13 protein-coding genes and 1 pseudogene are annotated in these 12,069 nt (G+C 71.3%); 7 read left to right on the top strand and 7 right to left on the bottom strand.

What is annotated here, in order from left to right:
• The first annotated feature begins 56 nt into the window (after positions 1–56).
• Positions 57–233, top strand: coding sequence for a DUF8839 family protein (locus RLT58_RS32330; protein WP_311313896.1), 177 nt, complete (start codon positions 57–59; stop codon positions 231–233).
• A 28-nt stretch (positions 234–261) separates the two neighbouring features.
• On the opposite strand, the gene RLT58_RS32325 is transcribed toward RLT58_RS32330, so the two are convergent.
• Complete coding sequence (locus RLT58_RS32325; protein ID WP_311313895.1) at positions 262–528, bottom strand: hypothetical protein; 267 nt, start codon at positions 526–528, stop codon at positions 262–264.
• Between the two features lie 346 nt (positions 529–874).
• Here RLT58_RS32325 and RLT58_RS32320 point away from each other — a divergent pair, with 346 nt between their 5' ends.
• Positions 875–2,911, top strand: a complete 2,037-nt coding sequence (locus RLT58_RS32320) for an NPCBM/NEW2 domain-containing protein (protein WP_311313894.1) — start codon at positions 875–877, stop codon at positions 2,909–2,911.
• 104 nt (positions 2,912–3,015) lie between these two features.
• Entirely contained in the window at positions 3,016–3,348 is a 333-nt protein-coding gene (locus RLT58_RS32315; protein ID WP_311313893.1) for a nuclear transport factor 2 family protein, read from the top strand.
• 19 nt (positions 3,349–3,367) lie between these two features.
• Here the strand turns inward: RLT58_RS32315 and RLT58_RS32310 are convergent, their stop codons facing one another.
• Positions 3,368–4,318 carry an ROK family protein gene (locus tag RLT58_RS32310; protein ID WP_311313892.1) on the bottom strand — a complete coding sequence of 317 codons (951 nt, stop codon included), beginning with the start codon at positions 4,316–4,318 and terminating at the stop codon, positions 3,368–3,370.
• Positions 4,319–4,501: 183 nt separating this feature from the next.
• Between RLT58_RS32310 and RLT58_RS32305 the strand changes: the two genes are divergently transcribed.
• Together RLT58_RS32305 and RLT58_RS32300 are read left to right on the top strand one after the other, a co-directional pair.
• Entirely contained in the window at positions 4,502–5,530 is a 1,029-nt protein-coding gene (locus RLT58_RS32305; RefSeq protein WP_311313891.1) for a LacI family DNA-binding transcriptional regulator, read from the top strand.
• Between the two features lie 38 nt (positions 5,531–5,568).
• On the top strand, positions 5,569–6,477 hold the full coding sequence (locus RLT58_RS32300; RefSeq protein ID WP_399131704.1) for a hypothetical protein: 909 nt from the start codon (positions 5,569–5,571) through the stop codon (positions 6,475–6,477).
• 64 nt (positions 6,478–6,541) lie between these two features.
• On the opposite strand, the gene RLT58_RS32295 is transcribed toward RLT58_RS32300, so the two are convergent.
• The gene (locus RLT58_RS32295; protein WP_311313889.1) at positions 6,542–7,840 is read right to left on the bottom strand and encodes a DUF6986 family protein; all 1,299 of its coding nucleotides are present in this window, start codon (positions 7,838–7,840) and stop codon (positions 6,542–6,544) included.
• Positions 7,841–8,009: 169 nt separating this feature from the next.
• A pseudogene (locus tag RLT58_RS32290) lies at positions 8,010–8,907 on the bottom strand (electron transfer flavoprotein subunit alpha/FixB family protein).
• Here RLT58_RS32290 and RLT58_RS32285 point away from each other — a divergent pair.
• Positions 8,821–9,048 (top strand): hypothetical protein, encoded by a 228-nt coding sequence (locus RLT58_RS32285; protein ID WP_311314757.1) that lies wholly within the window; start codon positions 8,821–8,823, stop codon positions 9,046–9,048. The pseudogene RLT58_RS32290 and the gene RLT58_RS32285 sit on opposite strands and share 87 nt — an antisense overlap.
• On the opposite strand, the gene RLT58_RS32280 is transcribed toward RLT58_RS32285, so the two are convergent.
• The 3 genes from RLT58_RS32280 to RLT58_RS32270 form a co-directional block, all read right to left on the bottom strand.
• Complete coding sequence (locus tag RLT58_RS32280) at positions 9,041–9,826, bottom strand: electron transfer flavoprotein subunit beta/FixA family protein (RefSeq protein ID WP_311309764.1); 786 nt, start codon at positions 9,824–9,826, stop codon at positions 9,041–9,043. The genes RLT58_RS32285 and RLT58_RS32280 overlap by 8 nt on opposite strands.
• Positions 9,827–10,027: 201 nt before the next feature.
• Positions 10,028–10,534 carry a flavin reductase family protein gene (locus RLT58_RS32275; RefSeq protein WP_311313888.1) on the bottom strand — a complete coding sequence of 169 codons (507 nt, stop codon included), beginning with the start codon at positions 10,532–10,534 and terminating at the stop codon, positions 10,028–10,030.
• 196 nt (positions 10,535–10,730) lie between these two features.
• Positions 10,731–11,057 carry a TlpA family protein disulfide reductase gene (locus tag RLT58_RS32270; protein WP_311313887.1) on the bottom strand — a complete coding sequence of 109 codons (327 nt, stop codon included), beginning with the start codon at positions 11,055–11,057 and terminating at the stop codon, positions 10,731–10,733.
• Between the two features lie 218 nt (positions 11,058–11,275).
• Between RLT58_RS32270 and RLT58_RS32265 the strand changes: the two genes are divergently transcribed.
• Entirely contained in the window at positions 11,276–11,998 is a 723-nt protein-coding gene (locus RLT58_RS32265) for a lysophospholipid acyltransferase family protein (protein ID WP_311313886.1), read from the top strand.
• Positions 11,999–12,069 lie beyond the last annotated feature (71 nt).

Genomic DNA, 12,069 nt, shown 5'->3' with positions numbered 1-12,069 from the left:
GCGGCGGCCGGGCCTCGTTGGAGCGGACGGCAGGAATGAACGACAGGGGGTGGACCATGCGTCGCACCGTGCTTGAGCAGTTCCCCGCAGGCGGTCCGCGGGGCAGTTGGCCCGCGGAGGAGTTCGCGGCGGCCCGCCGCGGCGAGGGCCTCGCGGCGGAGGTCGTGATGGACCTGGAACAGGACGCCTTCCTGGTGGTCGTCCCGCAGCAGTCCACGGACCGGGGGCGCTGACGCCGGGGAGCGGCACGGGGCGTCCCGCCTAGGGCGTGTCCCCGCGCCAGTCCCACTTGTAGGGCTCGTCGGCGCGCGGACCGTACTCCGCGCGGCCGCCCGCCCCGTAGGCGCCGATCTCGGTGATCAGCGCGGAGCCGTCCTTGAGGGCGACCTCCGTCCAGCCGGTCACGTCCAGCAACAGGCCGTCGAGGGGGCCGCCCACCAGCTCCCGGTACTCGCGCCCCGGGCGGGGTCCGGGGTCGGGGTCGTCGTGATCGGCGCCGTACACCCGCCGCCGCATGATCTCGTCCATGCACGCAGGATCGCACCCGCCACTGACATTCCCCTCGCGGCGCGGGCCCGAGTCCCGATTCCGGGCAGCCGGCTCCGACCGCCGCCCCCGTGACCGGCTCTTCGCCGATACATCCGATGTCCGTTCGCACGGCCGGGCAGATCCGATCCGCCGTACGACCGAACACAACCGAACGCGTTCTTGGATCTCACCGCCCAACCAGAGCGGCCGTCAAGGGTTTTGACGAGATATCGAGCAGCAGCTACCGCACCCCTTCCAACACACTTCAACACGCTCTAACGTAATCGCTCACATTGGCATGTGCATGGTGCCACCCGATCCGGAACGAGCCAGGAGGAACTCGGCGATGCGTCATCTCTCCAGCCATCCCATCTCCACGAGCCGCCGCAGAGTCATCGGAGTGCTGGCCGCAGGCCTTCTCTGTACGGCGGGAGTCGCCGTTCCCGCCGCCGCGCAGTCCCCCGTACCGCCGCCGGCAGCCGGAGCACAGGCCGCAAACGGACTCGCCCTCACTCCCCCGATGGGGTTCAACAACTGGAACTCCACCCACTGCCGAGCCGATTTCAACGAATCGATGGTCAAGGGCATCGCCGACATCTTCGTCGAGAAGGGGCTCAAGGACGCGGGCTACGAGTACGTCAACCTGGACGACTGCTGGGCGAAGCCGGAGCGCGATGCCGACGGCAAACTGCAGCCCGACCCGGTGCGCTTCCCCGACGGCATCAAGGCCGTCGCGGACTATGTGCACGCGAAGGGCCTGAAGCTCGGTATCTACACCAGCGCGGGGACCAGGACCTGCGACAGCGTGGGACTTCCCGGCGCGCTCGGCCATGAGTTCAGCGACGCTCAGCAGTTCGCCGACTGGGGCGTCGACTATCTCAAGTACGACAACTGCAACAACCAGGGCGTGGACGCGAAGGAGCGCTACACGACGATGCGGGACGCGCTGGCCGCCACCGGCCGGCCCATCGTCTACAGCATCTGCGAATGGGGCGAGAACAAACCCTGGGAGTGGGCCGCCGGACTGGGCAACCTCTGGCGCACGACGGGCGACATCAACGACAGCTGGGGCAGCATGCTGTCGATCATGAAGCAGAATCTGCCGCTCGCCCCGGCCGCGGGTCCCGGCCACTGGAACGACCCCGACATGCTGGAGGTCGGGAACGGCGGGATGACGGACACCGAGTACCGCACCCACTTCTCCATGTGGTCGGTAATGGCCGCCCCTCTGCTCATCGGCGCCGACCTGCGCAGGGCGACGCCCGAGACGTTCGACATCCTCTCCAACGAGGAGGTCATCGCCGTCGACCAGGACCCACTGGGCAAGCAGGGTGTCGTGCTGTCCTCCGACGGCGGCCGCTGGGTCGTCGCCAAGGAGATGGGCGACGGCAGCCGGGCGGTGGCACTGTTCAACGAGACGGGCGAGGCGCAGCGGATCTCCACGACGGCCGGGGCGGCGGGACTGCCGAAGGCCTCCGCGTACACCGTGCGTGACCTGTGGGAGCACATCACCCGCAACACGGCGGGCGGTCTCTCGGCGACCGTCCCGGCCCACGGGACCGTGCTGCTGCGGGTCGCCGCCGACAGCGACGCGACGACCCATCCGCCGGCCGTGGAACTGGCCGTGGCCGGGAGCCCGTTGGTGGAGGCGGGGCGGACCGCGCCGCTGACGACCTCGGTCACTGATCTGGGGCGTACCTCCGCGGTGCGGGTCTCGGCCGCCCTCACCGGCCCGTCCGGCTGGCGGGTGAAGGCCGGTTCCGCGACCACCGCGACGGTCCTGCCCACCGGGCGGGCGCTCACCACACGCTGGCAGGTGACCCCGCCGGCCGGCACGGCCGCGGGGACGTACGACCTGACCCTCACGGCCCAGTACCGCTCCCCGGCCGGGGAGCGGGTGCGGTCCTCCGTCCTGTTCCGGGCCCATGTGGTGGTGGCCCCGCCGGCGGGCGGCGGCCAGCTGAGCGATCTGCCGCAGCTCAGCGCGTCCAACGGCTACGGACCCGTCGAGAAGGACACCAGCAACGGCGAGAGCGCGGCGGGCGACGGCAAGCCCCTCACGATCGGCGGCCAGGTGTACGCGAAGGGGCTGGGCGTGCACGCGGACAGCACCGTCGAGTACTACGCGGGCGGGGCCTGCTCCACCGTGACGGCACAGGTGGGAGTGGACGACGAGAAGGGCGACAAGGGGAGCGTGGCCTTCGAGATCTGGGCCGACGGCACGAAGGCCGCGTCCACCGGGGTCCTGACCAACGCGATGGCCGCGCAGCCCCTCTCGGCGGATGTGAGCGGTGCGCGGGTCGTCCGTCTGGTGGTCACCGACGGCGGTGACGGCGTCGACTCCGACCACGCGGACTGGGCGGACCTGCGCATCACCTGCTGAACCCGCGCCGGCCGGCCCCTGCCGGTCGTCCGGCCGGCCGACACCGTACGCGCCGCACGGCCCGGTTCCGGGGCCGTGCGGCCCGAGCGGTGTACGGGTAGGGCATGACTCTTTCCGTGGAACAGCTCAGCGATCCCGTCGTGCGCGCCTTCGTGGGCGCACTGAACGCCAACGACCGGGAGGCCTTCTTCGGCCTCCTCACACCGGACGCCACCATGTCCGACGACGGCTCGGCCCGCGATCTGCGGGAGTGGACCGACAAGGAGATCTTCTCCTCGAACGGGCACATGGACATCGAGACCGAGACCGACGGCGGGCGCGCGCTCGTCGCCACCTACAGCAACGACACCTGGGGAGCGATGCGGACCGCCTGGCGGTTCACCGTGGAGGACGGGAAGATCTCCCACTTCGAGACCGGTCAGGCGCCCGAGGCGTAGGACAGGCCCGATCAGGGCGCTAGACGGGAACGACCCCGCCCGCGCGCGTGGCGAAGGCGGCCGCCGCCGCGCCCACCAGTCCGGCGTCGTTACCCATGACCGCCGGCACCACCGTCAGCTGCTGGACGAACGACAGCGTGGCGTACCGGCGCAGGGCGGTGCGCAGGGGCGCGAACAGGATGTCGCCCGCCCCGGCCACACCTCCGCCGATCACCGCGATGTCGATCTCGACCAGGGTGGCGGTGGCGGCGATCCCCGCGGCCAGTGCCTGCGCGGCGCGCTCGAAGGAGGCGACGGCGACCGGGTCACCGGCCCGTGCGGCCGCCGCCACCGCCACCGCGGACGTGTCGCCGTCCCGGCCGGGACGCCAGCCGCCCTCCAGGGCGCGGCGCGCGATGTTGGGGCCGCTGGCGATGCGCTCGACGCAGCCCCGGGCACCGCAGGGGCACGGGTCGCCGTCGAGGTCCACGCTGATGTGCCCGATGTGGCCCGCGTTGCCGCTCGGCCCGGGGTGCAGCGCGCCGCCCAGGACGAGCCCGCCGCCGACGCCGGTCGACACGACCATGCACAGCGCGTTGTCGTGGCCTCGGGCCGCGCCCAGCCAGTGCTCCGCCGCCGTGATCGCGACCCCGTCGCCGACCAGCTCGACCGGCAGCCCGCCGGTCGCCGCTGCGACCCGCTCCACCAGCGGGAAGCCCCGCCAGCCGGGCACGTTGACGGGACTGACCGTCCCCGTGGCGGCGTCCACCGGGCCGGCGCTGCCGATGCCGACGGCCGAGGCCTGGCCCCAGCGCGGCGACGCGGTCAGTTCGGCCAGCACGTCGCCCACCGCTGCCATGACCTTCTCGCCGCTCTCGCGGGCCGGTGTCGGGCGCTGCGCGCGCACGACGAGGCGGCCGTCACCGTCCACCAACGCGCCGGCGATCTTGGTGCCGCCGATGTCCAGCGCGGCGACGAGGTCGGTATGCATCGGTGAGGGCTCCGGGTGGTGAGGGGGTGGGACCTGCGGCTTCAGTGAATAGTCTGCATAGTCTCTATTCAGCTGACAACGTTGTCCAGGGCCTATGCTCGACGCCACAGCCTCCGGCCCCCTTCCGCGGTACCCTCCGCGACCCCGCCGGACCGCCCGCACCCGACGACAGGACAGCGCACCGTGGCCGAGACCACCCGTCATCCCGAGCCCCGTTACGGCAACCGGCCGACCATGAAGGATGTGGCCGCCCGGGCCGGAGTGGGCCTCAAGACGGTCTCGCGCGTGGTCAACAGCGAGCCGGGCGTCACGCCCGACACCGAGCGCCGGGTCCAGGAGGCCATCGACGCGCTGGGCTTCCGCCGCAACGACAGCGCGCGGGTGCTCCGCAAGGGCCGTACGGCCTCCATCGGCCTGGTGCTGGAGGATCTCGCCGACCCGTTCTACGGGCCGCTGAGCCGCGCCGTGGAGGAGGTGGCCCGTGCGCACGGCGCGCTGCTCATCAACGGCTCCAGCGCCGAGGACCCGGACCGTGAGCAGGAGCTCGTCCTCGCGCTGTGCGCCCGGCGGGTCGACGGGCTGATCGTGATCCCCGCCGGGGACGACCACCGCTATCTGGAGCCGGAGATCAAGGCGGGCATAGCGACGGTCTTCGTGGACCGCCCGGCGGGACGCATCGACGCCGACATGGTGCTCTCGGACAGCTTCGGCGGCGCCCGGGAGGGCGTCGCCCATCTGATCGCCCACGGCCACCGCCGGATCGGTTTCATCGGGGACCAGCCGCGCATCCACACCGCCACCGAGCGGCTGCGCGGCTATCACACCGCGATGACCGACGCGGGGATAACCGTCGAGGACTCCTGGGTCTCCCTCGGCTCCACGGAGCCCGAGCGGGTCCGCCGCGCCGCCGAGACCATGCTCTCGGGACCGGAACCCGTCACGGCGCTCTTCTCCGGCAACAACCGGGTGACCGTGACCGTGGTGCGCGCCCTGGCGGACCGGGAGCGGCCGGTCGCCCTGGTCGGCTTCGACGACATCGAACTCGCGGACCTGCTCGGGATCACCGTCATCTCCCAGGACGCCGCCGCCGTCGGACGTACCGCCGCCGAGCACCTCTTCCGGCGCCTGGACGGGGCCGACCACCCCACGGCCCGGGTGAAGCTCCCGACGCGGCTGATCGCCCGGGGTTCGGGCGAACTGCGCCCGTCCTGACGTCACTTGGGTACTGTGACCCGCCATGCGACACCGCCATGGGGTCGCTTCCCGGGGAAAGGTTCAGAAGTCAGGTGAACGAACGCACGCTTGAGGCTCTCGTCCTCGACGCAGCGCCGCGCGAGCAGCCGCTGATCTATCCGGGGGCCTGGCCCGCGGAGTCGGGTCTGCTGCACGGGGACACGTATCTGAGGCTGTGTCCCGAGGCGGACCAGGGGCTGGACCGGTGGCCGGTCGAGAGCGCGGACGCGGGCCGGCGGATGCCGCTCGACCAGGTGCTCGCGGACGCCGGTGAGCCGCTGACCGCCGACCGGGTGCCCGTGCTCTCGGTCGGCTCGAACGCCTGCCCGGGGCAGCTCCGGTACAAGATGACCGGGCTGGGCGTCTCCTCGACCATCCCGATGACCGAGGTGCGCGCCACGGGCGTCGAGGTCGGGGTCTCCGCCCATGTCAGCCCGCTCGGCTACGTCTCGGCGTCCCCGTTCCACGCGCCGGGCCGCACGCGCCGGCTGTTCGTCACCTGGCTGGACGCGGTGCAGTTGGAGATCATCGACCACAGCGAGGGCGTCTTCACCCCCGACGGCGCGTACGACCGGGTGTTCCTGCCGGCCGACCGCTTCCCCATGGAGATGCCCTCCGGCGAACTGCTGAACGGCGTCCACGCGTACGTGCACCGGCTCGGCGTCCTCCGGGACGGAACGGGCGCCCCCCGGCTCCATCCCGGCGAACGGCGGCTGCTCACCGACCTGCTCGCGGAGTCGCGGCGGCTGCGCGAGTGGTTCGGCGACACGCCGGAGGAGTTCAGCGCGCGGGCCCGGGGCGACGAGGCGCTCTGCGAGAAGGGCACCCGGCTGCTCAAGGACGAGGGCCTCGCGATGTGGTCCGGGCTGGAGAGCCTGGTCACCGGGCCGCCGACGAGCCTGTCCGGCGAGGGCGTCCCCGCCTGAACCGTCCCGCCCCTCCGCCGCCGCCCGTGCGCGAGACGCACGGGCGGCGGCGGAGGGGTACGGGCTACGGCGCCGTGACCGTCAGGGTGCCGCGCCGGGGCGATGCGAAGGCGTCGAGGTCCGCGCGGGTCAGCCCGGTCAGCCGGGCCACCTCGGCGGTGTCCAGCGCGCCGCAGTCGATGCCGCGCAGCAGGTAGCCGCTGAGCGCCTTGGCGGTGGCGGGTTCGTCCATCACGTCGCCGCCCGCCTTCGCCACGTAGGCGGCGAGCCGGGCCGCCGCCTGCTCCAGTCCCTCGCGGTAGAACGTGTAGACGGCCGCGTAGCGGGTCGGCAGATGACCCGGGTGCATGTCCCAGCCCTGGTAGTAGGCGCGGGCCAGGGCGCGCCGTGTGAGGCCGTAGTGCAGCCGCCAGGCGTCGTGGACCTGCGGGGTGGGGCCGACGGGCAGGACGTTGGTCGAGCCGTCGGAGACGCGGACGCCGGTGCCCGCGGCGGCCACCTGCATCACGGCCTTGGCGTGGTCGGCCGCCGGGTGGTCGCTCGCCTGGTACGCGGCGCTGACGCCGACGCAGGCGCTGTAGTCGAAGGTGCCGTAGTGCAGACCGGTCGCCCGGCCCCGCGCCGCGTCGATCATCCGGGCCACGGCGGCGGTGCCGTCCGCGGCGAGGATGGACTGGCTGGTCTCGATCTGGATCTCGAAGCCGAGCCGGCCGGAGCGCAGGCCGTGCGCGCTCTCGAACGCCTCCAGAAGCTGGACGAAGGCGGTGACCTGTTCGGGGTACGTCACCTTGGGCAGGGTGAGGACGAGCCCATCGGGCAGGCCGCCCGCCTCCATGAGGCCCGTGAGGAAGACGTCCGTGGTGCGGATGCCCCGGTCCCGGACGGCGGCTTCCATGCACTTCATCCGGATGCCCATGTACGGGGCGGCCGTGCCGTTCGCGTATGCCTCGGAGACCAGCCGGGCGGCGCGGGCGGCGGCCTCGTCCTCCTCGGCGTCGGAGCGGGGGCCGTAGCCGTCCTCGAAGTCGATGCGCAGGTCCTCGACCGGCTCGCGCTCCAGCTTGGCGCGGACCCGGTCGTGGACGGGCCCGGCGAGCTCCTCCGGGATGCCGAGCACCGAGGCGAGGGAGGCCGCGTCGGGGGCGTGCTCGTCGAGCGCCTTCAGCGCCTCGTCGCCCCAGGCGCGGATGGTGCCTGCGGTGAAGACGTCGCCCGGTACGTAGACCGTGTGGACGGGCTGGCGGGTGCCGGGGTCGCCCGGGTAGCGGCGGGCGAGTTCGGCGTCCACCGCCGTGAGGGAGGCGCTGATCCCGTCGCTGACCGCTCCGGCGAGGCTCGTCGCCACCTTCTCCTGCTGGCCCATCTCCGCGTCCTCCACACTCTCGCCGTTTCCGCTTCCCGGAATCAACAATCCGTATAGTGAAGTTATAAGGCTGTCGTATCTGCGTCAATGGTGATCGGAAACGGCGCGGGGCCGCGCGGTGGGTGTCACCGTGCGGCCCCGGGCCTGGTCGTATGCGCTGCGCGAGGGGTCAGCCCTTGCGGGTGGTGATCTCGTCGGTGAGCTGGGGGACGACGTCGAAGAGGTCGCCGACGACGCCGTAGTCGACGAGGTCGAAGATCGGGGCCTCGGCGTCCTTGTTGATCGCGACGATCGTCTTCGAGGTCTGCATGCCCGCCCGGTGCTGGATCGCGCCGGAGATACCCGAGGCGATGTACAGCTGCGGCGAGACCGACTTACCCGTCTGCCCGACCTGGTTGGTGTGCGGGTACCAGCCCGCGTCGACCGCCGCACGCGAGGCACCCACCGCCGCACCCAGCGAGTCCGCGAGCGCCTCGATGACGGCGAAGTTCTCCGCACCGTTGACCCCCCGCCCACCGGAGACCACGATCGCGGCCTCGGTCAGCTCCGGACGCCCCGTCGACTCACGCGGGGTACGCGAGACGACCTTCGTACCGGTGGCCTGCGCCGAGAACGCCACCACCAGCGCCTCGACCGCACCGGCGGCCGGAGCCGCCTCGACCGGCGCCGAGTTCGGCTTCACCGTGATCACCGGAACACCCCTGGAAACACGGGACCTGGTGGTGTACGAGGCGGCGAACACGGCCTGCGTGGCCACCGGACCCTCATCACCCGCCTCCAGGTCCACGGCATCAGTGATGATCCCCGAACCGGTCCGCACCGCGAGACGCGCCGCGACCTCCTTGGCCTCCGCCGAAGAAGGCAACAGCACCGCCACCGGCGACACCGCCTCGTACGCGGCCTGCAGCGCGTCCACCTTCGGCACGACGAGATACTCCGCGAACTCCGGAATCCTCCGCGGTCAGCACCCTGACCGCACCATGCTCCCCGAGCACGGCCGCGGTGTCCGCGGCACCACCGCCCACAGCGACCGCGACGGGCTCACCGATACGACGCGCCAGCGTCAGCAGCTCCAGCGTGGGCTTGCGGACGGCACCGTCCACGTGATCGACATAGACGAGAACTTCAGCCATGGGACTTCCATCTCCTGCGTGTACGAAGTAAGCGGGGGGGCGGGAAAAGAAACGGGCAGCGCGGAACTCAGATGAACTTCTGACCGGCCAGGAACTCGGCCAGAGCCTTCCCGCCCTCACCCTCGTCCTTCACGATCGTGCCCGCCGTGCGCGCCGGACGCGCCGCCGCGGACTCGACAGCGGTCCACGCACCGCCCAGACCGACCTCCTCCGCCCCGATCCCCAGATCATCCAGATCCAGCGACCGCACCGGCTTCTTCTTCGCCGCCATGATCCCCTTGAACGACGGATACCGGGCCTCACCCGACTGGTCGGTCACCGACACCACCGCCGGCAACGACGCCTCCAACCGCTCCGACGCACTGTCACCATCCCGGCGCCCCCGCACCACACCGCCCTCCACCGACACCTCGGACAGCAGCGTCACCTGCGGCACCCCCAGCCGCTCCGCGAGCAGCGCCGGAACCACACCCATCGCCCCGTCCGTCGACGCCATCCCCGAGATCACCAGGTCATAACCCGTCTCCTCGACCGCCTTCGCCAGCACCAACGACGTCCCGATCACATCCGTACCATGCAGATCGTCGTCCTCGACGTGAACCGCCTTGTCCGCACCCATCGACAACGCCTTGCGCAACGCGTCCCTGGCATCCTCCGGACCCACCGTCAACACAGTGACCTCCGCATCATCCGCCGCGTCCGCGATCCGCAACGCCTGCTCGACCGCATACTCATCCAGCTCCGACAACAGACCGTCGACATCCTCACGATCCAACGTCAGGTCATCGGCGAAATGCCGGTCACCGGTCGCGTCGGGCACGTACTTCACACAGACAACGATCCTCAAGCTCACGCCGGCTCTCCTACTGCATCGTCATTTCCGGGCTGCCTTGTTGCACGCAGCATAGGCGCCTGATGGGGCGATTTCCGGTCGGGGCGACCGACGCTCCGACCGTAATATTACTCGCCAGTACACCCAGTGCGTACCCAATGGGCAAGCGCTCCGCACTGTGATCTGCCCAACGCGCCGCACCCGGGAACCACCGGCGCGTTCTCAGTCTTGCAGAGCCGTGAACCTGCCCTGGTGATAGACGAGCGGACGGCCTCCGCCGACCGGGTCGCCCACCACGGCCTGCGCGATCACGATGCGGTGGTCCCCCGCCGGAATCCGCGCCACGACGCGGCAGACCAGCCAGGCCAGCACCCCGTCGAGCACCGGGACGCCTTCCGGCCCGCTGCGCCAAAAGGTAGAGGGACCGAACCGGTCGGCGCCGCTGCGGGCGAAGGTGGCGGCCAGTTCCCGCTGGTGCTCGCCGAGTATGTGGACGCCTATGTGCTCCGCCTCGGCGACGACCGGCCAGCTGGAGGAGGAGGTGCCCACTCCGAAGGAGATGAGCGGCGGCTCGGCGGCCACGGAGTTGAGCGAGGTGGCCGTGAAGCCGACCGGCCGGTCACCGGCGGCGGTGATCACGGCGACTCCGGCGGCGTGCTGCCGGAAGACGGAGCGGAGGAGGTCGGGAGAGGCCGTACGGGCGTTGCCGAGCTCGGGTGATGCCGTCATGGAGAGGTCCTTCTGCGCGTCGGGAGTACGGGGCCGTGGGTGCTCAGGCATCCGGACAGCGCGCACTCGCGTTGCGGGCGAGGTCGACGTGGACCCGGCCGTAGAGAAGGAGTTCTGGCGGCATAGCGTCAGACTGACGATGCGTGGCCCGTGCAGTCAAGGGCGTCCCACAAGGTGGGAGGAGCATCACGGTCCGTCACATCGCCCGGCCGAGTGCGGCGACGACATCGACGGTGCGTGGCTGGCCGGCGGCCCGCCGCACGATCCGTCCGAGGGCGTCGAGCACCAGGACCGTCGGGGTCCGGCTGATGTCCAGGGCCCGCACCAGAGTGAGATGCGCCTCGGCGTCGATCTCCACATGGGCGACTCCTTCGACCATGCCCGCCACCTCGGCAAGGGTGCGCCGGGTGGCCCGGCAGGGCTGGCAGAAGGCGCTGGAGAACTGCACGAGCGTGGCCCGCTCCCCCAATTCCGCGCCGAGTTGGGCCGCGTCCAGCCTCTTCACGTGCGCCTGCCCGTCCACCTTCGGCCTCCTGTCAGAGCTCTACGCAAAGGGTCAGCACCGGCGGGCGCGCGGACATTCCCGGTCGTTCCACGTGACGAGAATCTCGCGCCCCGCGCCCGCCGAGACTGGCCAGCGCGTCGCGCATGGGGCACGATCGGCCCAATGCCGAAAACCTACGGCTGCGTAACTTCCGCCGGGAGAACCCTCCCCAGGCGCTGAAGAAGGGTCTTCTCCAGATGGCAGAACTCGTCTATCGGCCGGTCATCGGCGCCGCACGCACGTTTTTCAAGGCGCTCGACCTGAAGATCGACACTCAGGGTTCGGAGCACATCCCGAAGACCGGTGGCGCCGTTCTGGTCAGCAACCACATCAGCTACCTCGACTTCATCTTCACCGGGCTCGCGGCGCTGCCGCAGAAGCGGCTGGTCCGCTTCATGGCGAAGGAATCGGTCTTCCGGCACAAGGTCTCCGGGCCCCTGATGCGCGGGATGAAGCACATCCCCGTCGACCGCAAGCAGGGCGAGGACGCGTATGCGCACGCCCTGGAATCGCTGCGCTCCGGGGAGATCGTCGGTGTGTTCCCCGAGGCGACGATCTCCGAGTCCTTCACGCTGAAGAGCTTCAAGTCGGGTGCGGCGCGTCTCGCCCAGGAGGCCGGGGTGCCGCTGATCCCGATGGCGCTGTGGGGCACCCAGCGGCTGTGGACCAAGGGCCGGCCGCGCAACTTCAAGCGCAGCCACATCCCCGTGACGATCCGCGTCGGCGAGCCGGTGGACGCCCCCACCGATCAGTACGCGGGTGCGATCACCCGGCGGCTGCGGGAGCGGGTCCAGGAGCTGCTGGAGGCCGCGCAGCGCGCCTATCCGGTGCGCCCGAAGGACGCCAGTGACACGTGGTGGGTGCCCTCCCACCTCGGGGGTACGGCTCCGACTCCCGCAGAGGTGCGCGAGCGGGGCTGAGGCCGCGGCGGGGCGCTGAAACGTCACTCCGGGGCGCGGACCGTGGTCCGCGCCCCGGAGTGACGTCGTTT

Source organism: Streptomyces sp. ITFR-16 (assembly GCF_031844705.1).
Taxonomy (GTDB): domain Bacteria; phylum Actinomycetota; class Actinomycetes; order Streptomycetales; family Streptomycetaceae; genus Streptomyces.
The sequence above is the reverse complement of the archived record's forward strand: the minus strand, read 5'-3'. Positions and strand labels throughout refer to the sequence as shown.

Bases quoted from the DNA above. Each gene is read 5' to 3' on its own strand.
- RLT58_RS32330 (WP_311313896.1), top strand. From the start codon at position 57: ATGCGTCGCACCGTGCTTGAGCAGTTCCCCGCAGGCGGTCCGCGGGGC.
- RLT58_RS32325 (WP_311313895.1), bottom strand. From the start codon at position 528: ATGGACGAGATCATGCGGCGGCGGGTGTACGGCGCCGATCACGACGAC.
- RLT58_RS32320 (WP_311313894.1), top strand. From the start codon at position 875: ATGCGTCATCTCTCCAGCCATCCCATCTCCACGAGCCGCCGCAGAGTC.
- RLT58_RS32315 (WP_311313893.1), top strand. From the start codon at position 3,016: ATGACTCTTTCCGTGGAACAGCTCAGCGATCCCGTCGTGCGCGCCTTC.
- RLT58_RS32310 (WP_311313892.1), bottom strand. From the start codon at position 4,318: ATGCATACCGACCTCGTCGCCGCGCTGGACATCGGCGGCACCAAGATC.
- RLT58_RS32300 (WP_399131704.1), top strand. From the start codon at position 5,569: ATGGGGTCGCTTCCCGGGGAAAGGTTCAGAAGTCAGGTGAACGAACGC.
- RLT58_RS32295 (WP_311313889.1), bottom strand. From the start codon at position 7,840: ATGGGCCAGCAGGAGAAGGTGGCGACGAGCCTCGCCGGAGCGGTCAGC.
- RLT58_RS32285 (WP_311314757.1), top strand. From the start codon at position 8,821: ATGCTCCCCGAGCACGGCCGCGGTGTCCGCGGCACCACCGCCCACAGC.
- RLT58_RS32275 (WP_311313888.1), bottom strand. From the start codon at position 10,534: ATGACGGCATCACCCGAGCTCGGCAACGCCCGTACGGCCTCTCCCGAC.
- RLT58_RS32265 (WP_311313886.1), top strand. From the start codon at position 11,276: ATGGCAGAACTCGTCTATCGGCCGGTCATCGGCGCCGCACGCACGTTT.